The organism is Bradyrhizobium sp. dw_411, from assembly GCF_018449695.1.
In the GTDB taxonomy this organism is placed as follows: Bacteria; Pseudomonadota; Alphaproteobacteria; order Rhizobiales; family Xanthobacteraceae; genus Bradyrhizobium.
Genome location: NZ_JAAVUY010000012.1, coordinates 122,545 through 145,150, shown reverse-complemented (window position 1 = coordinate 145,150; position 22,606 = coordinate 122,545). Strand labels below are relative to the sequence as shown.

The following is a 22,606-nucleotide window of genomic DNA, read 5'->3' as shown; positions in this document are numbered from 1 at the left end:
CACGAGTCGTCCCCGGCGAACGTTCCCTACGTCGCGTAATCCGGCTCCTTGCGATCCAGGATGCGCTTCAACGCCGCGAAGTGGCGCTCGGCCGGGGTCGGGCCTTTGTAGAGATAGGCGCCGCTGATATCGCGCTTGGTCTTTTCGACCACGGGTTCGGGCAATTTCTTGAGCGGTTGCCCGGTCCACATCGCGTAGATCTGCACTTGCGCGGCGCGCTCGATGTAATAGAGCCGGTCGTAGGCATCGGCGATGCTTTCGCCGACGGTCGAGATGCCGTGATTGGCCATGAACAGGATGGTCTTGTCGCCGATCACCCTGGCGAGGCGCGCGCCTTCGGCGGGATCGAGCGCCGGGCCGGTATATTCATCGTCATAGGCGATCTTGCCCGACATCCCGACTTCGGTCTGGCCGATTTCCTTGATGCGTGGATCTTCCAGCCGCGTCAGCGCGCTGGCATAGGGCATGTGGGTGTGAAACACCGCCTTGGCCTGCGGCAGCGCCTTGTGGATCGGCGCATGGATGCAAAAGCAGGAGCGCTCGACCTCGCCCTCGCCGCGCTTGACCTCGCCGTCGTCGATGCCGACTTCCATGAAGGACGACGCGGTGACTTCGGACCAGTGCATCCCGAACGGGATCTGGTAGTAGCGGTCGCTGCGGCCGGGCACCACGAAGGTCAGATGATTGAAGATGCCTTCGTTGAACTCGTGCATGACGGCAAGGCGATGCGCCGCCGCCAGATCGACCCGCGCCTGCCATTCCTCGGCGCTGCTTGCCCCGACGCTGCTTTCTTCCAGTGTCTTCGGCGAAACTCTGAACTGCATGAGCGCTCTCCCTAGCGAAGCTGTTATCGCTTTGGAACGATTGTAGCTTAATTTGAAGCGGCAGTCATCGTCAGTGCCCGCGCGTCATGCGCATTGGTCATCCGCGCGTGATACTTCTTCCCCTCTCCCCTTGTGGGAGAGGGTGGCCGCGATGCGAAGCAGCGCGGACGGGTGAGGGGTTTGTATCCGCTGATGCAAACCCCTCATCCGGCGCTTCGCGCCACCTTCTCCCACAGGGGGAGAAGGGAAGAAGGGGAGGAAGGAAGAATGCTACGCGCTCCTTGCCAGCGCCCCGTCGATCATTGCGACTGCATTCGCCAAACCATACACCGCGACGAACGACCCGAAGCGCGGGCCTTTTTCCTGGCCGAGCAGCACCTGATAGAGCATGTTGAACCAGTCGAGCGAGACGCCCGGCCGGCCGTCCTTGCCCTTCTTGACGGCATCGAGGAACGGCTCGCGGCGGCCGATTTCGTAGACGACGTTCTGGATATCCTCGGCCGAAGATTCCGGCGAAAGCTGCGACAGCGCGTCGCGCAGATCCTGCAACGCGGCGCGCTCGGTGTCGGTCGGCTCGCGGAACTGCTTGGTCGGCGCCACGAAGTCGCGATAGTAATTGATCGCATAGCCGACCATCGCATCGAGCTTGGGATGGGTCAGCGGCGTGACGCCAGATCGATAGCGCCCGATGAAGCCCCACAGCGTCGCGGCATTTTCGGCGTTCGACGACGACACCAGCGTCAGCAAGAGCTGAAACGTGACCGGCATATCGGCGGCGGGCGGATGGCCGGCATGGATGTGCCAGACCGGATTGGCGAGTTGTTGCTTCGGGTCCTGCCGCGTGAAGCCGTCGATGAACTGCTGGTAGTCGTCGACATTGCGCGGGATCACGTCGAAGTGCAGCCGCTTGGCGGCCTTGGGCTCGCGGTACATGAACAGCGACAGCGATTCCGGCGACGCATAGCGCAGCCATTCGTCGATGGTGAGCCCGTTGCCCTTTGACTTGGAAATCTTCTGGCCCTTGTCGTCCAGAAACAGTTCGTAGTTGAAGCCTTCGGGCGGCAGGCCGCCGAGCGCCGAACAGATCTTGCCCGACAGCTTGACCGAGTCGATCAGGTCCTTGCCGGCCATTTCATAATCGATGCCGAGCGCGACCCAGCGCATCGCCCAATCCGGCTTCCATTGCAGCTTGCAATGGCCGCCGGTGACCGGAAGCGTGACGGGCTCTTTAGTGTCCGGATCGTCATAGGTAATGGTCCCGGCCTTCACGTCATGGGCCGTGATCGGCACCTGCAGCACCACGCCGGTGCGCGGACAGATCGGCAGGAACGGCGAATAGCTCGCCGCGCGCTCTTCCCGAAGTGAGGGCAGCATGATCGCCATCACCTTGTCGATGCGTTCCAGCACCAGCAGCAAGGTCGCGTCGAATTTTCCCGAGGTGTAGTAATCGGTCGAACTCGCGAACTCGTAATCGAACCCGAAGGTGTCAAGAAACGCGCGCAGCCGGGCATTGTTATGCGCGCCGAAACTGGAATGGGTGCCGAAGGGATCAGGCACCTTGGTCAGCGGCTTGCCGAGGTGCTCCGAGAGCATCTCCTTGTTCGGCACATTGTCCGGCACCTTGCGCAACCCGTCCATGTCGTCGGAGAACGCGATCAGGCGGGTCTTGATCTTGTCTTCGGTCAGCACACGAAACGCATGGCGCACCATGGTGGTTCGCGCGACCTCGCCGAAAGTGCCGATATGCGGCAGGCCGGAGGGACCGTAGCCGGTCTCGAACAGCACCTCGTCCTTTGGCTTTTTCTTCAGCCGCGCCACGATCGCTTTCGCCTGCTCGAACGGCCAGGCGTTGGATTGTTCGGCGAGCGCGCGCAAAGCGGAAGGATCTGTGGTGGACATCTAGGAAACTTTCTCCGGGGCCAGAAGGCCTAGTCTCTTTGTAATATAACCGTCATTGCAAGCGAAGCGAAGCAATCCATAGGGCAACAAAGCAAGTGTGGATTGCTTCGTCGCTTCGCTCCTCGCCATGACGGGAGATAACGTTCTCGCTGTCATTCCGGGATGGTGCGTTAGCACCAGACCCGGAATGACGGAGGTTGAAACTCCTAAAACGGGCTCACCGAGAAATAACGCAGCCACAGATCGGTGTAGCGGCCTTTTTCCCAGAGCCGGAACAGCGCCCAGTTCAGCGACTGTCGCAGCAAATCATTGCCCTTGCGGACCGCGATGCCGATGCCCTCGCCGAAATAGCGGCTCTCGACAAACGGACCGCCGGAGAAGGCGCAGCATTCCTGGGAATCCGTGCCGTTGATCCAGAACGCCAGCGAGATCGCGTCGCCGAAAATGAAGTCGACCTCGCCGCGCCGCAACGCCTGGCGCAGCGCGTCGTCGGTGGGATAGGCGTGTAGTTCAGCGTCGGTGAACATCGCCTTGAGATAGGCCTCGTGCGAGGTGCCGGCGATGGCGCCGATCTTCTTGCCTTCGAGATATTCCGGGCGGACCTCGCGCATGACGGCATCGCGCCGCGACACGAAGCGCGCGGGCGCGCGATAATAAGGATCGCTGAAATCGACCTTGGCGCGCATTTCCGGCGTCACCGCGAGCGAGGCGATGATGGCGTCGCCGCGGTTGCTGGTGATCGCGTCGATCAGCGTTTCGAACCGGCGCATCTGGATCGTGCACGTCACTTTGATCTCGTCGCAGATCAGCCGCGCCAGATCGACATTGAAGCCGGCCGGGTTGCCGTCGGGACCGGTGAAGTTGAACGGCGGGTAATCCGTCTCGGTCAGGAACCGGATCACGGTCAGGCGCGACAGGTCCGGCCGGTCGGGCCGCCGCCTCGGGTCCCAGAAGCCCGGGACGGCTTGGGGTGCGGCTTCGGTGGCGGGTTTTGCAACCGTTTGCGCGCGGGCGCCGTCCGCGCTTAAGCCCAAGGCCAGCAGCGACAAGGCGGCCAGCACCAGCACAGCGCAGGCGTTTACGCGGGCTTTTCCAAATTGGCTTGCGATTATCAGGGGTTGCATCGCCGACACGGTTCCGAAGGAGACGGCCTTATAGACCATCCGGCCGGCAAAGGAATGCCGTTTAGAGCGTTTTCGAGCGAAGTGGATACCGGTTCGCGTGAAGAAAACGCGTCAAAATAAAATATAGAATCCGCCGGAACGTCGCAGTTCTGGTGGCGGCGGCCCCCAAGATCAGACTAAGCGTCAGAGGTACTTTTTCAGGTCGGCCGCGGCTTCCTCGGGCTTCCGGTTGAGGCTGAACGGCGAGACGAATTTGCCGTCACGGTCCATCAGATAGGTCAGCGCGGTGTGATCCATGGTGTAGTCGCCATCCTTCAACGGCACCTTTTTGGCATAGACCCGGTAGCTGGAAATCACCTTGGCGATCTGTTCGGGGGAACCGGTCAGGCCCTTGAGGCGCGGATCGAAGCTCGACAGATATTCCTTCATCGCAGCCGTCGTGTCGCGCTCGGGGTCGACCGAGATGTAATAGGCGTTGACGCGGTCGGCATCCTTGCCCATCGCCTTCAGCACCTCGGAAATCTCAAACAAGGTGGTCGGGCAGACATCCGGGCAATGGGTGAAACCGAAGAACACCAATGTCGGATGGCCCTGCATGCTCTTTTCGGTGACGGTCTGGCCCGCCTGGTCGGTCAGTTGGAATGGTCCGCCGATCGCGGACGGGGCGGCGACATTGCGCAATCCGCCGAGCGCCCACAGCATCAGCACCAGCCCGACCACCAAGCTTCCGGCAAAGGCGGCGACAATGACAAGCGGGCGGGTGGTCCGATCCATCGTGATATTTCCTTAAGGTACCGATCAGAAGCAGGCGGAGATGCCGGAGGCGATCATCTCGAAGAACACCGCCGTGCCATAGTGAAACCAGAGCGCGCAGGCGCCGATCAGAAGCACCGCGCCGAGGCCGGCGGCGCCGATCGCGATCGCAGACGCGACCCGGCTCGCGGGCTTGCGCATCCCGGGCAGTTCGTGCGGCGTGGAAATCGGCAAAGCCATTGGCGACCGGCTGAATCAACTGAAACGGGGAGACGGCCAAAAGCCGCCGCTCACCGGATTACCTCATTCAGATAGAGCCAGTCGCAGGGCCGGGCAAGCATCCCGGCCACTCCCGGACCGCTATGGCGATCACGTCATGCTGATGTGAATTGCAGGATTCAGCGGGGGGATTGCGCTCGGGCGTCCATGTAACAGGGGCGGTACATGCTGGCCAGTTCCTTGCCGCGCAGGAAAATCATGTGCGGCGTCAGACCGCCACGCGAGACGATCCAGCGTTTCACCTGCGAGGGATACATCGAATACAGCATCTGGGTGGCTTCGGGATTGGTGATGGCACGGCCGTCATCGCCGAAGTCCCAGGCCGCGTGGAACCCGAGGCTGGCATGCGCCGTCACGCAGATCTTGTCGTGCGGGATCGCGCCGAGAACGATGGTGCAGGCCGAAGCGCACAGGCCATCGATGATGACGGTCTCGCCGGAGCTGCGCATGTCCTGATACTTGTCCACGTAGGTGCCGATACGGCCGCCACGGTCTTCGCCGATGCGAACCGTCGCATGGCTCGCCGCCACGCCTGCCAGGAGGAGAACGGCCGTCAGCAAACCCGTCATGAACTTCATATTCAGCCCCAGTTTGAACCTGTCGAACCCGAATCTGATCTTCTAGCGAATCCTGTCGTCTTGAGAGTGTCACCAGCGTGTTGCGAGACCGCCATTTTGTCCAGATGCCAAAGGTGCCTCAAATCAGATTCAAATCAAGTGTTGCCGGCCGGCTTCACTTGAGCCGCGGGTGGTCCCAAACTGGAACATTCCGGGCGCGGCGGCCGCAACGCGCCATTTAAGAGATGGTTTACCGTTGACCGCTTCGGATGTCGCCGCTTCAATCATCCGTAAGAATCCGGGGAAAGACCAAGGGGCAGGCCAAGGGAGACGTAATGGCTGATGAAGCTGACGTCATTGTCGTCGGCGGCGGCCTTGCGGGGCTGGTTGCCGCGACGGAAATCGCCGACGCCGGCAAGCGCGTCATCGTGGTCGATCAGGAAGGCGAACAAAACCTTGGCGGCCAGGCCTTCTGGTCGTTCGGCGGATTGTTTCTGGTGGACTCCCCCGAACAGAGGAGGCTCGGCATCCGCGACAGTTACGATCTCGCGATGCAGGACTGGAACGGATCGGCCAGCTTCGACCGCGACGAAGATGCATGGCCAAGACGCTGGGCGCAAGCCTATGTGGCGTTTGCGGCAGGCGAGAAACGCGGATGGCTGCGGGCGATGGGCCACCGGATTTTTCCAGTGATCGGCTGGGCCGAGCGCGGCGGTTATGATGCGATGGGCCACGGAAATTCCGTGCCACGGTTTCATGTCACCTGGGGCACCGGCCCCGGCATTGTCGAACCGTTCGAGCGGCGCGCGCGCGAAGCGCAAACCGCGGGCATGCTGAGTTTCAAATTCCGCCACCGCGTCGATGCGCTCAGCATCACCAACGGTACTGTTGATGGCGTCAGCGGCTCGATCCTCGAGCCTGATACTGTCGCGCGCGGCCAGAGCAGTTCGCGCAAGGTTGTCGGCGATTTCGCGCTGCGCGCCCAGGCCGTAATCGTCGCCTCCGGCGGCATCGGCGGCAATCACGATCTGGTCCGGCAGAACTGGCCCAAGCGTCTGGGCGATGCACCCGCGCATATGATCTCCGGCGTGCCCGAACATGTCGACGGCCGCATGATCGGCATTACAGAGGCCGCCGGCGCGCGGCTGATCAACCGCGACCGGATGTGGCATTATGTCGAGGGCATAAGGAACTGGTCGCCGATCTGGCCGCGCCACGGCATTCGCATCCTGCCCGGGCCGTCGTCGATGTGGTTCGACGCGTCAGGCAAGCGGCTGCCCTCGCCGCTGTTTCCCGGCTCCGACACACTCGGGCAACTGCAATATATCCAGTCGACCGGCTACGATTATTCCTGGTTCGTGCTCACGCAAAGCATCATCAAGAAGGAATTCGCGCTCTCGGGCTCGGAGCAGAACCCCGATCTCACCGGCAAGAGCTGGATGATGACGGCGCGGCGCGCGACCAACAAGGGCGCCCCGGCCCCGGTCGAAGCCTTCAAGCAACACGGCGCCGATTTCATCGTGCGCGACAATATTGCGGACCTCGTCAGCGCGATGAACGCGCTGGCCGGCGATGGCATGCTGAAGACCGAATACGTCAAGGCGCAGATCGAGGCGCGCGACCGCGAGATCGAAAATCCCTACGTCAAGGATACGCAGGTGATGAACATCCACAATGCGCGGCGCTATATCGGCGACCGGCTGATCCGCACCGCAAAGCCGCACCGGATTCTCGATCCCGCCCACGGCCCGCTGATCGCGGTCAAACTCAATATCCTCACGCGCAAGACGCTGGGCGGTTTCGAGACCGATCTCGACTCCCACGTGTTCGGCCAGGACGGCCAGATCATCCCGGGGCTTTATGCGGCCGGTGAAGCCGCCGGTTTCGGCGGCGGCGGCGTGCACGGCTATCGCTCGCTGGAGGGGACATTTCTCGGCGGCTGTCTGTTCTCCGGCCGCAACGCCGGGCGCGCGGCGGCGAAGGCGAGCTAAACCCATACGTCCGCATGGCTGCGATGGTATGAAAACCCTGTGGCGCAATACGCGTCCGCGCGCTAAGCAGGCGGCGAAACCAATCGGGAGAACAACATGACTATACAGCGTTTCGAAACCGGCCCGCGCATGAGCCAGGCCGTGGTCCACGGCGACACCGTCTATCTCGCCGGCGTCGTCGCCAGCAAGACCGCCGGTGAAAGCGTCACCAAGCAGACTCAGGAAATTCTTAGCATCATCGACGGCCACCTGGCGAAAGCCGGCAGCGACAAGTCGAAGCTGCTGTCGACCACGATTTACCTCTCCGACATCGGCACCTTCGCCGAGATGAATGCGGTGTGGGAACCCTGGGTATCCGCCGGAAATACCCCGGCCCGCGCCACCGTCGAAGCCAAGTTGGCCTCGCCGAAAAACACTGTCGAGATCATGGTCATCGCGGCGAAGTAACGCGGCGAAAACAGATGCGCCCCCTCTCCCGCGTGCGGGGGAGGGCCGGGGTGGGGGAGCTTCAGCAGGCGTGCTCGTCGATAGACTTCCCCCACCCGCCGCGCTCTGGAGCGCAATTGCGCTCCGAGCACGTCGACCTCCCCCGCAAGCGGGAGAGGTGAAAAAGCCCGCTTCTAGATCGAGTAGATCCCCGCAAAACAAAGCCGCGCCAACCCGAGGGTTGACGCGGCAATGAAGCTTCTGTTGCCAGGTGCTCCGGACCCCGAACAGGTTACGCCGCGAGGCGCACTTCGTTCAATGCAACGTTATCGTTTGCATTTAGGTTTTTGACCCGATAACGGCGGTATCATGCCGGGAACAATTCAGACCTTCTTCGCGACCATCGATCCTGGTTCGCCCCCGCCTCAGCAGCCCCCGGGATTTTGCCTTCCGGCAAAATCGATCTCACCGCAATGAGACCTTTAAGCTCGGGGCTGCTCAGGTGGAGGCGCCGGGTACTGCCCCCGGGTCTGCCCGCAGTCCGCTCTGAGTTTCAGCGCCATCGTCTTTCGACCCGAAAACCCTACGCGGGTTCGGTGGCGAAAGATAGGCTTCGGTCTGTGTGAAATTCGGAGAGGATTGGAGCGGGCGAAGGGAATCGAACCCTCGTATGCAGCTTGGGAAGCTGCCGTTCTACCATTGAACTACGCCCGCAAACCATTGAAAAGGTTTTGTACTTTCAATCCGCCTTCGCGTTTTCCCCTGTCGGGGCGAGAGTTCGGTGCTCTGGATTTTGGAGCGGGTGAAGAGCTCCGCAATAAGCCGGGGACGTCTGTAAAACAATTAGTTAGCACGCGCCAGAATCTTTTGCTGGACGTTTTTTGGCACCGGAAAACTAACGGGCATGGCAGGACTTCAGGACCGCTAGGATGGCGTAATGGCTACCCATCCTGTTTGTTATGGCGTCCGCTTACACCAGATGGAATCCATCGGGTCCATGAAGCGAATGCATGTTCGGGATGTGCGGCTCCGCGAGGGCTGCGGGGCCCGCAGCATGTACCTCAGGGAAGAACTGACCAATGCCCGCAAGCCCGGCCGCCTGGGCGAAGGCTGTAGGGTGAGCGTCCTGATCCGGTACGACATGCTGCGGGCTTGAATGTGGGGTCGCCAACTCGGTGAACACAAATCGATCGCCGCCGTGAGACACTGACACCAGCGGTGCTGAAGCACCGGGTTGTGGCGTTCCGTCGAGAGGGTCAACCAGCAGTGTGCCGCCGGACCCGTCGCTTCTGACCGTGAAACTGCCAATACTCGTGATGTTGGTCAGGTTGATGGTATCCACCGTTACACCGTGATCGGCGATCACGAGCGTGCCGGCGGTGTGTCCGGAGTTCAGGTTCGGTGTTGCCGTGACGCTGGAGTTATACGCAAGGCTGGTAAGGTCGAGGATGCTGGTCGTTGCATTGAAGTTTAAAACGGTGCTGCCATTGGTCACGCTGGTGACTGTATCCGTCACCACCGTGTCGTTTGATCCGTTGAGCGTATAGGTGTCGCCACTGCGGATATGGATCGTGTCGTTGTCGCCCGTGATCGCGACATTTGTCGTGCCGGCGTTCAGATAGATGATATCGGACGACCCGCTGATGGAGTCGTTCGAGCCTGTCAGATTGAAGATATCTCCGTTAGCGGCCTTAATTGTATCGCCGGTACCCGAGATACTGGTGTTGGTGACGCCAGCGGCAATGAGGATAACCGATCCGGATGCGGCAACCGTGTCGCCATTGCCGCTGTTGAGCCAGAGTTCGCTGCCGCTCCCCATGGTGATGGCATTGTTATTGCCGCCCTGAACGCCAATCGTGTCATGTTGTCCGACGGCAAGGACGTCGCTTCCACCTATGATGTCCGCATGGGCGTTATTTGCTACGGTAACGGCGCCGCCAGACATCACCAGAACATCATCGGCACCGGACATGCCGTTTCCGGCAACGGCAATTGTCGTGCCAGCGACTGCCACAATAATATCGCCGCCATTGTCATTGAGGCTGACATCGGTGCCGCTGCCGGTGATCTGCAGATCATTGTCAGCTCCGCCTGTCACATCGATCGTGTCATTCGCCGCACCGCTTCCCGTATTGTTGCTGCCATGTATGGTGACATTCGTATTTGCCTCGATGAGGAACGAACTGTTCGACGCATTGATGACGTCAGCGTTTTCCGACTGGCCGTTACCGCCGATGGTGAAAGTATCGCCGGTCGCGCCATTCACGACGTGGCCGCTTCCGTCGTTGAGCCAGAGATAACTGCCGCTCGCGATCGTGATCGTATCGTTGCTGCCGCCCTCGATGCCAATCTCGTCACCCTGTCCGACGGTGATCGAGTTGTTGCCTCCCAGGACATCCGCATGGGCGTCGTTTGCCATGTTCACGACGCCGTTCGAGATTATGATGAGATCGTCGGCTCCCATCGTGCCGTTGCCACCGACAAGGACCGTGCCCCCGGTTGCCCCATTGACGGTCGTTCCGCCGTCGGGATTCGTCACATCGATAATTACGGGATTTGGGATCGGAGTAGCGAAAAAGGCGTGGCTTATGCCGCTGCCGTCCTGGTAAAATCCTTCGAGCTGGCCAGAGTCGTTGATAGTAAATGTATAAGTGCCGCCACCCGGAGTGGCGAGCGGATCGTCGATAGTGGTGTAAGTGCCTCCGCTGTAGAGGAAGCCGTGCGCGACGCCGCTGCTGTCGGCGTACCACCCGGCGATCTGGCCGTTGTTGTTGATGGCTTGTGCATAGGTTGCGACGCCCAGGGGATCGTCGATGGTGGTGTAAGTGCCGCCGCTATAGAGGAAGCTGTGGGCTACACTCCCGACCCGGTATTCCCCTGTGATCTGACCTGAGGCGTTGATGCCCGTTGGAAAAGTCGTAGTGGCGAACGGATCGTCGATAGCGGTGAAACTGCCGTGGCTGTAGAGGAAGCCGTGTGAATTACCCGCGGCATCGAAATAGTATCCCGCGATCTGGCCCGAGGTGTTGATGCTCGAAAGAAAAGTGCCGGTGGTGGCGAATGGATCGTCGATGGTGGTGTAAGTACCTCCGCTGTAGAGGAACCCGTGCGCGACGTAACTGCTGTCGTAGTACTCCCCGATGATCTGGCCGGTGTCGTTGATTCTCGTTGGAGAAGTGCCGTTGGCAGCAACTGGATCATCGATTGTGGTGTAAGTACCGCCATTGTAGAGGAACCCAAGCTCGACACCGCTGCTGTTGCTGTATGCTCCTATGATCTGGCCAAAGGCATTGATGCCTACTGCTGTGGTTGAGCCGACGCCGAGGGGATCATCGATGGCGGTGTAAGTGCCGCCGCTGTAGAGGAACCCGTGCACGCTGCCGCTGCCGTCGTAATAGTATCCGGCGATCTGGCCGGTATCGTTGATGGCTTGTGCATTGGTGTCGAGGCCGAAGGGATAGCCGATGTTGGTGTACGAATAAGCAGGCATGACAGCGCTCCCTTTTGAAACCCCGGACAAAGCACCCCTGAGCTTTTGTACCCGCTCGGCAGGGCCCGGCGATCAACCCGGCTTTCAGTCGTAAGAGAAAAGCCAACCTTCAGTTGCCATCAAATCAAAGCGATTTTAGGGTTACGATATAAAATTCTCGCGGATGGAGACCAAGATTGAGCGCGGCGTCGAGATAAAATGAGACCATCAAAAAGGAGCCGTCCCTCGCGCCAGGTCCTTAAAGATTGGAGCGGGCGAAGACCTTAGGCAGCCCGCACGAAGCGCTTGATATTCAATCACGCTGCGCTAACCTGACGAGCACAGCTAAAAGCACGCGCCAGCGTCACGTCAAAAAAGCCGACACCAGATCGGACCTGCGGGAGAACGACGATGAAGGAGCTCGTTCGGCAATACCTTAACAATGGCATTTCACGGCGCGGTCTGATGCGCGGCCTCGGCGCCGCCGGGCTGACCGCTGCCGCGGCCAAAACAATCGTCGAGTCGTTATCACCAAGCCCCGCGATGGCTCAATCAGCCACCGGCGGCGGGGGCATCCGCCAGGTGACCGGCACTGGCGGCAAGCTCTATATCGAACAGCTCAAGGCCGCCGGCACGGAATTCATCTTCTTCAATCCATCGACCGGCGACGCGCCGATCTACGATGCGCTGGTCGACATGCCCGAGATCCAACTCATCAAGGGCGTCCAGGAAGGCGCCGTTGTCGCGATGGCCGACGGTTATGCCCGCGTCTCCGGCAAGATCGGCGTGGCCCAGATCGCCAATGTCGGCCTTCCCAGCGGCATGACGCAACTGGTCAATAGCTGGAAAGACCATATCCCCGTGCTGCTCACCGTCGCGGCGTTCAGCACCGAAACCACCGGGCGCGACTATCCGCAGGACTACGACCACCAGGAGCCGATGGTCACGCCGATCACCAAATCGTTCTGGGTGGCCGAGAGCGCGGCCGGGATCGCCGACGTGACAAGGCGCGTCATCAAATTCGGCAACACGCCACCGACCGGCCCGGTGTTTCTCTCGATCCCCGACGATCTGTTGCGCGCAACCGTCACCGCCGATGTTTACGATGGCCGCCTGTTCAACGTGGCGATGAAGTTCCGTCCCGACCGCGACGATGTCGAGGCGATCGCCAAACAACTGATCGAGGCGCGCAATCCGCTGATCACAGCCGGCGACGAAGTCACGCTGTGCCAGGCGGAAGCCGAAGTGGTTGAACTCGCCAATTTGCTGGGGATTCCGGTGACTACCGTCGGCGGCTCGCTCGGCAACTGGTCCAAACCTTATCCGACCCGCGACCCACAATTCGTCGGCTATTTCGTCCCCGGCGGGCACTTCTCCAGCCCCGTCGACGTTCACTTCAATATTGGCAGTCAGGTCGGCGAACAGCGCATGCCGAACGCCATTACCATTTCCATGCGAAACGACCCGACCGGTCTGGCGCGTTCGTGGCCGATCGACATGCCCATCGTCGCCAACATCAAGCTCGGCCTCGCCGACATCATCGCGGCCGTCAAAAGCATGGCCACTGCCGAGCGCCTGAAGCAGATCGCCGACGCGCGCTCCGCCCGCACCCGCGCCTACACCGCGAGCACCGCCAAGTTGCGCGCCGATATCGTGAAAAATGTCGACAACAATTCGTCCATCACCATGGAACGCCTGGGCATCGAACTCGAAAACTTCCTCGACAAAGAGACGATCTTCGTCACCGATTGCGAGTCGGGCCGCATCATGGATTCCGTGATGAATTTCGGCGGCACCGACAAGGCGTTCTACTCCACGACGGCCAATATCCTTGGCTGGGCGCAGGCAGCCGCAATGGGCGCGCAGCTAGCCCGGCCCAACCGCCCTGTTGTCTCCGCGATGGGAGACGGCAGCGCGATGTTCGGCGGCCCGCAGCCGCTGTGGAGCCAAGCGCGCTACAAGGCGCCGATCACCAACCTCGTGGTCAACAACCGCAGCTACAACAACGAGCGCAACCGGATCTGGAGTTTTACCGGCCCGCAGCAGTTCAATTCCGGCAAGGACATGACCTGCTACAATGGCAGTCCCGATGTGGATTTTGCCAAATCCGCCGCGGCCTATGGTGTCGAGGGCGAGACGGTCACCGATCCCTCGAAGATCCAGGAGCACCTCGCCCGCGCCAAGCGCGCCAACATCGAAGGCCGACCCTATTTGCTCGATATCATCGTCGACCGCGCCGGTGTCGGCGCCGCCTCGGAATGGTATCCGCCCTATTCGATCGCCGCCAAGCGCACGCGGAAGGCTTGATCATGCGAAGCTTCATTCTCGGGGCCGCGGGCATACTGACAGGCATCCTGCTTCTGGGCGTTACGGCGCAGGCCCAACAGAGCAACCCATTCCCGGCTGGCGCGGGCCGCGACACCATCGCCGTCGCTTGCACGCAGTGCCACCGGGCGGGGCCGATCACGCAATTGCGCATGGGCGAGGATGGCTGGCGCCGGCAGGTCTACAACATGATGTTGCGCGGCGCGCAGATAAAGCCGGACGAAATCGACGATGTCGTCAAATATCTCGCGACCAACTTTGGACCCGGCGTGCCGATTCCCGGTCCGGCGCCCACGCCGGTGAAATTGCCTGACGGCGCCGGCGCGGACCTCGTCACCGGCGCCTGCGGGACTTGCCACGGCGTCGACCGCGTGGTCGCCGTCGCACGTCCCGGCCGGCAGTGGGAAGCCATCGTGCACCGCATGGTCGCCATCGGCGCGCCGATCGATGCCAACCAGGCCGGGCAGATCATCTCCTATCTGCAAACGAATTACGGCGCGGCTCCGAAAGCGCCGTAACCGCTCTGTCAACGGGCTCTTTCACCTCCCCCGCTTGCGGGGGAGGTCGACGCGCTCGGAGCGCAATTGCGCTCCAGAGCGCGGCGGGTGGGGGAAGTCAATCATCTAGCACGCTTGCGGAGGCAGCCCCCACCCCAACCCTCCCCCGCAAAGCGCGGGAGAGGGGCGCACCTTCGTTGCCGTTACAGATGACTCCAACTTCATCCCGCTCTAACGCGTCAGGTTCACCTTGGCGAGATCGATCAGTTGGGTTGCGCGGCCGTCGAGAACCGCAGCCATCATGAACATCCCGAAATGATAGGCTTGGCCGAATGTCGTTTTCGGCGGCATCGCGAGTTCTTGTCTGGCGCTGACGACGTCGAGCAGGACCGGGCCCTTGTGGGCCAGCGTCGCCTCGATTGCGCCCTTTAATTCCTGCGGTTTTTCGACACGGATGCCGCGGACGCCCATCGCTTCCGCCATCGCGGCGAAATTGGGATTTTTCAGGTCCGTTCCGGTGTCGAGGAAGCCGGTCGCCTTCATTTCCATTTCAACAAAGCCGAGCGTGCCGTTGTTGAGCACGATGACCTTCACCGGCAATCCCATCTGCGTCAGCGTGATAAAATCTCCCATCATCATGGTGAAACCGCCGTCGCCCGATAGCGAGATCACCTGCCGGTCGGGATAGGCGGTTTGCGCGCCGATCGCCTGCAACATCGCGTTCGCCATCGATCCGTGATTGAAGGAACCGATGATGCGGCGCTTGCCGTTCACCTTCAAATAGCGGGCGGTCCATATGATCGGCGTGCCGACATCGCAGGTGAAGACCGCGTCTTCCGACGCCATCTCGCTGACGAGCCGTGTGACATATTGCGGATGAATGATGCTGCTGTTCGGCCCGCTTTCGGCCAACGCATCGAGATTCTTGCGCGCGGCCTTGTAATCGGCCAGCGCGGTGTCGAGATGATCAGAGGCGTGCCGCTCCTTGATCGAAGGCAACAGCGCGTCAAGCGTGTCCTTGACGGATCCGAGCAATCCGATGTCGAGCGCGCAGCGGTTGCCGAGCGCTTCCGGGCGGATATCGACCTGCGCGATCTTGGCATGGTCGGGATAGAACGCGCGGTAGGGGAAATCCGTGCCCAGCATCAACAGCGCGTCACAGCTCTTGATCGCGTTGTAACCCGACGCGAAGCCGACCAGACCGGTCATTCCGACATCATAGGGATTGTCGTATTCCAGATGTTCCTTGCCACGGAAGGAGTGGACGATCGGCGCCTTCAGCTTTCGCGCCAGTTCGACCACCTCGGCATGCGCACCGGCACATCCCGCGCCGCAGAGCAGCGTCACGCGCGAAGAACCGTTGAGGAACTCCGCCAGACGATCGATCTCGCTTCCAGCGGGACGCACCACCGGCACTGTCGGAACCAGCCAGTTCGGCACCGGTGTGTCGATCTTCATCAGCGCGACGTCACCGGGCAGCACGACGACGGCAACGCCGCGTTTGGCGATCGCCACTCGAATTGCGCGCTTGAGGATCTGCGGCAGCAACGCGGGATTGGAGACCAGCTCGACGTAATGGCTGCAGTCCTTGAACAGGTTTTCCGGATGCGTCGCCTGGAAATAGTCGATACCGATCTCGGTGCTCGGAATATGCGCCGCAATCGCCAGCACCGGCACACCGCTTCGCTGGCAATCGAACAGGCCGTTGATCAAGTGCAGATTACCGGGACCGCAACTTCCGGCACAAACGGCAAGGTTTCCGGTCAAATGAGCTTCGGCGCCGGCGGCAAATGCCCCGGCCTCCTCATGGCGCATGTGAATCCATTCGATCGACTTCCGTCGCCGCATCGCATCGGTGAACCCGTTGAGCGAGTCACCCACCACGCCATAGACGCGCTTCACCCCGGTCTTTTCGAGAGCCTCGACGAGAAATTCGGCTGCAGTTCTGCTCATGGCGAGAGTTCCTTTTTGATCGTTGACCGGCGGCAGCAGTGACGTAGGTGGGACGCGCATATCGCTCCGTTGCCGAGGCGATTTCGTGGCGAGCTTGTCATGACGCGTTCGAAATACAAACCGTGTAGTCCTCGAGGATTTTCAGATCCATGACGGAATAGGAAAGCGAATAACCGAAACGCCTGTTACCGCAGTATGACACGCACAAGCTCGGAAGCCATGACGTCCCGTTGGCCCGATGACAGAAAGCCGTGCTGCGCCGTTCCGGTGTAGAGGCGCATGGCTCGATCACTAGGGGCATCCGGGTGAGGCCATCTTGCCGCAGGCGTCATGCGACGCTTGTACGATCGAGTCGCGATTTTGATAAAGCGGCTGCTTTCGGCGCGCTCACATCATCCCTCACTGAAGCGTGCGCATTATACGAAAGCACTCAGCCCTGTAATCGACTTGCCGACGATCAGCGTGTTCATCGCGCGCGTGCCCTCATAGGAATAGATCGCTTCGGCATCGGCCACGAAACGTCCGATGCGGTTCTCGAGCAGGTGAGGGTCCGAAACGGATGTGAGCAGGTCCGAGCCGGACAGGCTGCCCGTCTTCAACGCCGAGGTCTTGAATAAAACTGCTGCATTCGCATCCGGCGAAAGACCGGAGGCTGAACAGCCAAGCCTATGTGCAATTCGAAAAGCTGCTATCCTGCCCTGACGACACGTGAAGCTTCGGCCCTCGGATATTCAAAAGCAGGTTCAGTTGCCCGACTCCAAACCGCCCGGCAGGTCTTCCGCCTCAAACTTCATCTCGAACAATCCGAAGGAAAAGCCTGTCGTTGGACCGAACGAGCGCGTGCACGAACCGACCAAACTTGCCGCGCTGTTCGAGAATCTCGTCGAGCAGGGTTGTCCGCCTGACGAAATCCTGAAGAACGTCAGCCTGAGCGCGGACGATATGCACTCTCCGAGGTCACGGATTTCGCTCGGGGATTTGATGACGGCTTGCGAAAACGCCATTCGGCTCTCGCGCGACCCGCATTTGCCATATCGCATCGGTACATCGATCCACATCTCCGCCTACGGCATGTACGGGTTCGCGATTCTCTGCTGCCCCGACTTTCGCAAGACGGTAGCCTTTGCCAAAATGTATCACGCGCTTGCCGCACCATTGGCCACCATCGAATTCACCGAGAAGGACGGATTCGCGAGCTGGGTCATCGAGCCCCATGCGCGCGCAGCCACCGATCCGCAGCTCTATAGGTTTGTGACCGAGATGCAGATCGGCATTCATATATCCCTGATGCGCGATGTCATGGGGCCCACCTTCGCGCCGGACCAGATCAGCCTGACCTATCCGCAAGCCCATGACTTCGGCCTGCCCGCGGACCGGATCGGATGTCGCCTGGACTTTTCAGCCGGCACCAACCAGATGATTTTCAAGTCGGAATGGCTGGACCAGGCTGCAAATCTCGGCAACCGGACGACATACCCCGCGGTCGTGGCGCTCTGCGACGCGTTGCTCGACGACCTGAACTCGCGCGTTGGCGTAGCCGGAGAGATTCGCGCCCACCTGATCCGGGACATCGCCAACCCTCCCACGCTGACCGCCCTGGCGAAGCTTCTTGAGATCAGCGATCGCTCGCTGCGGCGCCAATTGCAGGAGCAAGGCATTTCCTTCCGCGGCCTGCTGGATGAACTGCGCATGCAAATCGCGCTGAAATATCTGCGCACCACCAGACTCGCAAACGAAGACATTGCGCTGGCGCTCGGATTCAGCGACGCTGCAAATTTCCGCCGCGCCTTTCGCCGCTGGACCGACAAATCGCCCAGCGAAATCAGGGGTGAACATGTCAAATCACTGTGATCCTGGCAAAATTACCGGGGCGCGCTTGTCAGTTCATGGGCCATGGTACGAAAGCAGCAGCTTTCACCAAACAGAGTATCGAATGTCCAAGCTCAGGCAATCGATAGGCGGGATGTTTGAAGCCGCGCTGCCCAGCGCAGGACCGTCGGTGATGTCCCTGCGGCAAGATGGATGGCGACGTGCGCCCCCGCCAATCGTTTGTCATCCTGCTCGGGTAGTTCACTCGACCAGAACAGCCAATCGAGATTTGACGCGACGTGACGACCAACAGCATAGCTGTTACCTATACCAGTCACGAGGAGAGTAGAGGCGGGCAAGAACATGACTCCTGGTGAAGAAACTCAAACGGCATCCGAGGCTCCGAATACCGGACCGAAGGAACCACACGCCGCAACACGCACGCCTTCCATTATCGTCGGTATCGTTGCGGCTGTTGTCGTCGCGCTGTCCGCCTTCTATCTCCTGAGACCTGAACCGCTGCTGGTGCAGGGCGAAGCCGATGCCACACGGCTCGACATCGCCGCGCGCGTCGACGGACGGGTCAAGGAGATACCCGTGCAACGCGGCCAGAACGTTGCGGCGAACGCCGTCCTCGTGCGGATCGACAATCCCGAAACTGTTGCCAAATACGAGCAGATGAAGGCGGCCATGGCCGTTGCGCAGGCGCAGCTCGCCAATGTGCTCGCCGGAACACGGGCGGAAACCGTCGCCGCCCGCAAGGCGGAAATGGAGCGCGCGCAGGCCAGCCTGGTGCTGGCGCAAAAGACCTTCGACCGCGTCCACACCTTGACCGACCAGGGCAACGCGCCGCAAGCCCGGCTCGACCAGGCCACCGATGCGCTGCACGAAAGCGAGCGCGCCGTCGATCAGGCCACATCAGCCTATCAGCAGGCGGTCAATGGCTACACTAAGGAAGAGCGGGCGATCGCCAGCGCCAATGTCGAAAAGGCCAATGCCGATGCCCAGAGCGTTCAATCGATCATCGACCAACTCGTGGTCTATGCGCCGCTCCCCTCGCAGGTCTACCAGCGCAACGTCGAGCCGGGCGAATACGTCTCGCCGGGCGTGCCGCTCGTTACCCTGATCGATCTGGCCGATGTCTGGATCCATTTCGATCTTCGCGAAGATCTGGTGAAGGGCTTGAAGGTCGGCGATAAATTTGATGTCCGTATTCCGGCGCTCGATGACCGCCGCATCACGGTCGAGGTCAAGCTGATTGCGACCAAGGGCGAATATGCGAGCTGGCGGGCCACGCGCGCTTCGGGCGATTTCGACTTGCGGACGTTTTCGATCCGCGCCTATCCGGTCCAGCCGGTGCCGGAGCTGCGGCCCGGGATGAGCGCTTATCTCGACTGGCGGTTAAAGCAATGAGGCTGGCGGCAAAACCAGGCTTTCTGCGGGTCGCGCAGCGCGAGTGGCGCTGGCTGTTTCAGGATCGCGTGGCGCTGCTGTTGATCTTCGGCGTGCCGCTGTTTGCGTTCGTGGTTCTTACGACCGTGTTCAGCCATCCGGTCATCCGGGGGCTCGGCGTGACCGTAGTCGACGAGGACCGATCGGACGCCTCGCGTGCGCTGATCGAATACGTCGCGGCGTCTCCGAGCCTGCATATCGTCGACCGCGCCGGCACGCTTTCGACCGCCGTGAAGGATATACGCTCCGGCAAGTCGATTTCGGCGATCTTTATCCCGCCGGATTTCGAGCGCGATCTCAAGGCCGACCGCCGTCCGCAGGTCGTCGGGTTCTATAACCAGCAGTTTCTGACGGCAGCCGGCATTGCATCTTCGGGCCTGAGCGACGTGCTTTCCGTCGCTTCGAGCGCCGCCGCTCCCGCCAAGCGCGCCGCACGCACGGCGGCTTCCATCGGAACGATGGCCGGGGAGACCATCGCGCTGGTCAATCCGCAAAAGAACTATGCGCAATTCCTGCTGCGCGCGCTGCTGCCGATGATCATCCATGTCGTGATCACCCTGGCCGCGGGCTATTCGGTCGGATCCGAATTCCGCCGTCGCGATGCGCGGGCGTGGCTTGAAAGCGCCGGCGGCAATCCGGTGATCGCGCTGGCCGGCAAGCTCGCGCCGCTATTCGTCATCTTCTTCGTGCTGATGTTGGCCGAAGCGCTCTTCCTGGAGGGCGTGATGCAAATCCCCTTCCGGGGCGACATACCGCTGATGGTGGCTGCAGCCTCGCTGCTGATTATTGCACATCTGTCGCTGGGAGCCTTGCTGCAGCTCCTGACCGGTGAGCTGGCGACCGGGCTCGGACTGGCTGGTCTCTTCGTCTCTCCGGCATTCGGCTATGCCGGCGTTGGCTTTCCAACCGTCGGCATGAATGCGTTTGCGCAAGGATGGAGCGCTATCCTGCCGCTGCGCTGGTACATGTCCGTCTTGCTGGGTCAGGCGGCGCGGGGATTGCCGGTCTCGGAATCCGCCTTCTCCTTTACGGTACTCGCTGGGCTGGCCGTGCTCTATGCCAGCTTCGCGTTGCTGCGCATGGCGAGCCTCAAGCGCAACGGCCGGTTCGAGACGGCGCCGCTTCCCGAAAAACAGGAGGTCCTCGAAGTGCCCCGGGGCATCGGCGGCGCCTTCAAGGCGGAGTGGCGGCGCGTGTTGGGAATGAAGGGCGCTTTCACCCTCTTGTTCCTGGCCCCTCTGATTTACGGCGTTTATTATCCGCAGCCTTATCTGAACCAGATCCTTCGCAAGCTTCCTATTGCGGTTGTCGACAACGATCAAAGCGACCTTAGCCGCCAGATCGTCGAAACCCTGGATGCGAGCGGCGCGTTGAGTGTCGTGGTTCGCACCCGCACGCTGGCCGACGCGCGCACGGCCATCAATCGCGGGGAGGCCTTTGCCGCCGTCGAAATCCCCCCGGGCACCGAGCGCGATGTGCTCAAAGGCCTCACCGCTCACATCCCGATCTATGCGGATGCCACCTACCTGTTCATATTCAGATCGACCGCAAGCGGAGTCGCAACCGCAATCGGCGCATTGACGTCCGACCTGGTTTCGCGAGGCGCCCGCTCCGATGGCAGTCTCGTCAAGGCGAAATTGGCGAGTTCGAGCCCGGCCGACGTTCTGCTGCAACCGATCTTCAATCCGGTCGGCGGCTATGCCAGCTACGTCGTTCCGGCAGCGTTCGTGCTGATCCTGCAGCAAACCCTCCTGATCGGTGCGGCGATGTTGACCGGCACCGCGCTGGCCGCAGGCGGCGGAGCGTTTGCAGGCGTGTTCGGCCGGGGCATCGCCCATCTGACCATCTATCTTCCGGCGCTCGCGCTTTATCTCATCGTGCTGCCGCGTTTCTACGGCTTTTCGACGCTCGGACATTTGCCGCAACTATTCGCGCTGGCGACCGTGTTTTTGCTGGCGACGAGTTTTATGGGACAAGCCATCGGGGCCTGGTTCACGCGGCCAGAAAACGCGACCATCCTGCTGCTGGCAACCAGCCTGCCTCAATTCTTCACCGCCGGCTTCGCATGGCCGCGCGAGGCCATCCCCGACGCGGCCATCGCGCTGGGCCGGCTGTTTCCCGCGGATTCTGCGATCGATGGCCTCGTGCGCATCAATCAACTGGGTGCGAACATCTGGGAAGTCGCGCATGACTGGCTCGGACTGTGGTGTCTGGTGCTGGCCTATTTCGCGCTCGCCGTGATCTCGGCGTTTGCAGTCAGGAAAGGACGACAACATGCGCAAAGCTAGAATTGCCGCCATCGTCGTAATCGCGCTCGTCGCCGCCGCGCTGATTTACAACGAGCGCCGTTCCGCGGCGGCGACGGCGATCGTTGGCGTCGTGCGGTCGACCGAAGTCAGGGTGGAACCAGAGGTGACCGGCCAACTGATGTCGATCGCGGTCGAGAAAGGCGCTCGCGTCCATGCCGGCGATGTCCTGGCGCGGCTCTCCGCGGTGGAATTGACGGCGCAGGTGGACCAGGCGCGCGCCGCGCTCGCCTCGACCACCGCGAACCGCAACAACGTCTATGCCGGCGTCCGCCGTGAACAGGTCGACTCGCTGAAAGCCGGTATCGCCAAGGCCAGCGCGCGCCTCGATTATGTGCAGGCGCAGTTGACAAGGACCAGCACGCTGGCGCGCCAGAGCTTTGAATCCCAGCAGGCGCTTGACCAGGCTGAAAACGACGCTGCCAGTGCCCGCGCCGATGTGGCGGAAGCCCAGGCGAATTATGACGCGGCCGTCGCGGGCCCGACCCGCGAGGAGCGCGCGATCGCCGACGCGCAGGTGCAGGCTGCGGCCGCTGCGGTGACCGTACTGGAGCGCCGTCTTGAAAAGATGATTCTGCGGGCGCCTGCCGACGGGGTGGTCAGCGTGATCGCCGCGGAGGTAGGTGAGAATGTTCGCCCGGGCCAGCCGATCCTGATGGTCGAAGCCACAGGCCAGCAATGGCTCTCGTTCAATGTGCGCGAAGACCATCTCAGCGGTCTCACGATGGGAAATACCGTGAGCGTGATCCGTAACGGTGCCGATGGCATGATCAAATCCGTCATCACCGAACTGCGGCCGCTCGGAGTCTTTGCCACCTGGCAGGCCGAGCGGGTCATCGGCGATCATGACCGCAACACGCTGCGCCTGCGCCTCGACCCGCAGGGGGCCTCGGCTGGTTTTGAGCCGGGCATGACGGTTTGGATTCAGCCTTAACAGCAATG

At 61.4% G+C, this 22,606-nt stretch carries 17 protein-coding genes, 1 tRNA gene and 1 other RNA gene; 8 read left to right on the top strand and 11 right to left on the bottom strand.

The features are described 5' to 3' along the window. Window positions 1–26: 26 nt before the first annotated feature. From HB676_RS21210 to HB676_RS21185, 6 genes are all read right to left on the bottom strand, one after another. On the bottom strand, window positions 27–824 hold the full coding sequence (locus HB676_RS21210; RefSeq protein WP_213740094.1) for a class II aldolase/adducin family protein: 798 nt from the start codon (window positions 822–824) through the stop codon (window positions 27–29). A 270-nt stretch (window positions 825–1,094) separates the two neighbouring features. Continuing rightward, the gene (locus tag HB676_RS21205) at window positions 1,095–2,723 is read right to left on the bottom strand and encodes a lysine--tRNA ligase (protein ID WP_213740093.1); all 1,629 of its coding nucleotides are present in this window, start codon (window positions 2,721–2,723) and stop codon (window positions 1,095–1,097) included. A gap of 206 nt (window positions 2,724–2,929) precedes the next feature. Then, the gene (locus HB676_RS21200; RefSeq protein WP_213740091.1) at window positions 2,930–3,847 is read right to left on the bottom strand and encodes a transporter substrate-binding domain-containing protein; all 918 of its coding nucleotides are present in this window, start codon (window positions 3,845–3,847) and stop codon (window positions 2,930–2,932) included. A 183-nt stretch (window positions 3,848–4,030) separates the two neighbouring features. Further along, window positions 4,031–4,621: an SCO family protein gene (locus tag HB676_RS21195; protein ID WP_213740089.1), complete on the bottom strand. Its 591-nt coding sequence runs from the start codon at window positions 4,619–4,621 to the stop codon at window positions 4,031–4,033. Between the two features lie 24 nt (window positions 4,622–4,645). Then, window positions 4,646–4,840: a hypothetical protein gene (locus HB676_RS21190; RefSeq protein ID WP_213740246.1), complete on the bottom strand. Its 195-nt coding sequence runs from the start codon at window positions 4,838–4,840 to the stop codon at window positions 4,646–4,648. Window positions 4,841–4,998: 158 nt separating this feature from the next. Next, on the bottom strand, window positions 4,999–5,457 hold the full coding sequence (locus tag HB676_RS21185; RefSeq protein ID WP_213740087.1) for a hypothetical protein: 459 nt from the start codon (window positions 5,455–5,457) through the stop codon (window positions 4,999–5,001). A 314-nt stretch (window positions 5,458–5,771) separates the two neighbouring features. On the opposite strand from HB676_RS21185, the gene HB676_RS21180 reads away from it, so the two are divergent. Then, window positions 5,772–7,427 carry an FAD-binding dehydrogenase gene (locus tag HB676_RS21180; protein ID WP_213740086.1) on the top strand — a complete coding sequence of 552 codons (1,656 nt, stop codon included), beginning with the start codon at window positions 5,772–5,774 and terminating at the stop codon, window positions 7,425–7,427. Between the two features lie 96 nt (window positions 7,428–7,523). Continuing rightward, window positions 7,524–7,874 carry a RidA family protein gene (locus HB676_RS21175; RefSeq protein WP_213740084.1) on the top strand — a complete coding sequence of 117 codons (351 nt, stop codon included), beginning with the start codon at window positions 7,524–7,526 and terminating at the stop codon, window positions 7,872–7,874. Window positions 7,875–8,104: 230 nt separating this feature from the next. Here the strand turns inward: HB676_RS21175 and ssrA are convergent. The 3 genes from ssrA to HB676_RS21160 all read right to left on the bottom strand — a co-directional run bounded on the left by ssrA (window position 8,105) and on the right by HB676_RS21160 (window position 11,343). Then, window positions 8,105–8,466: a transfer-messenger RNA gene (ssrA, locus tag HB676_RS21170) on the bottom strand. A 27-nt stretch (window positions 8,467–8,493) separates the two neighbouring features. Beyond that, window positions 8,494–8,567: transfer RNA gene (locus HB676_RS21165), tRNA-Gly, on the bottom strand. Window positions 8,568–8,823: 256 nt separating this feature from the next. After that, on the bottom strand, window positions 8,824–11,343 hold the full coding sequence (locus tag HB676_RS21160; protein WP_213740082.1) for a hypothetical protein: 2,520 nt from the start codon (window positions 11,341–11,343) through the stop codon (window positions 8,824–8,826). A 390-nt stretch (window positions 11,344–11,733) separates the two neighbouring features. Here HB676_RS21160 and HB676_RS21155 point away from each other — a divergent pair, with 390 nt between their 5' ends. Next, entirely contained in the window at window positions 11,734–13,629 is a 1,896-nt protein-coding gene (locus tag HB676_RS21155) for a thiamine pyrophosphate-binding protein (protein ID WP_213740080.1), read from the top strand. Window positions 13,630–13,631: 2 nt separating this feature from the next. Then, a complete protein-coding gene (locus HB676_RS21150) occupies window positions 13,632–14,165 on the top strand; it encodes a hypothetical protein (protein ID WP_213740078.1) in 534 nt (177 codons plus the stop codon). Between the two features lie 210 nt (window positions 14,166–14,375). Here the strand turns inward: HB676_RS21150 and poxB are convergent, their stop codons facing one another. Together poxB and HB676_RS21140 are read right to left on the bottom strand one after the other, a co-directional pair. Then, window positions 14,376–16,097 (bottom strand): ubiquinone-dependent pyruvate dehydrogenase, encoded by a 1,722-nt coding sequence (gene poxB, locus HB676_RS21145; protein ID WP_213740076.1) that lies wholly within the window; start codon window positions 16,095–16,097, stop codon window positions 14,376–14,378. A 416-nt stretch (window positions 16,098–16,513) separates the two neighbouring features. Beyond that, entirely contained in the window at window positions 16,514–16,696 is a 183-nt protein-coding gene (locus tag HB676_RS21140; protein WP_249780373.1) for a hypothetical protein, read from the bottom strand. 148 nt (window positions 16,697–16,844) lie between these two features. Between HB676_RS21140 and HB676_RS21135 the strand changes: the two genes are divergently transcribed. The 4 genes from HB676_RS21135 (at window position 16,845) to HB676_RS21120 (ending at window position 22,598) form a co-directional block, all read left to right on the top strand. Continuing rightward, window positions 16,845–17,948, top strand: coding sequence for an AraC family transcriptional regulator (locus HB676_RS21135; protein WP_213740074.1), 1,104 nt, complete (start codon window positions 16,845–16,847; stop codon window positions 17,946–17,948). Window positions 17,949–18,269: 321 nt separating this feature from the next. Continuing rightward, window positions 18,270–19,319 carry an efflux RND transporter periplasmic adaptor subunit gene (locus HB676_RS21130; RefSeq protein WP_213740072.1) on the top strand — a complete coding sequence of 350 codons (1,050 nt, stop codon included), beginning with the start codon at window positions 18,270–18,272 and terminating at the stop codon, window positions 19,317–19,319. Continuing rightward, window positions 19,316–21,646, top strand: coding sequence for an ABC transporter permease (locus HB676_RS21125; RefSeq protein WP_213740070.1), 2,331 nt, complete (start codon window positions 19,316–19,318; stop codon window positions 21,644–21,646). The genes HB676_RS21130 and HB676_RS21125 overlap by 4 nt, the downstream gene beginning before the upstream one ends. Continuing rightward, window positions 21,633–22,598, top strand: coding sequence for an HlyD family efflux transporter periplasmic adaptor subunit (locus HB676_RS21120; RefSeq protein WP_213740068.1), 966 nt, complete (start codon window positions 21,633–21,635; stop codon window positions 22,596–22,598). The genes HB676_RS21125 and HB676_RS21120 overlap by 14 nt, the downstream gene beginning before the upstream one ends. Window positions 22,599–22,606 lie beyond the last annotated feature (8 nt).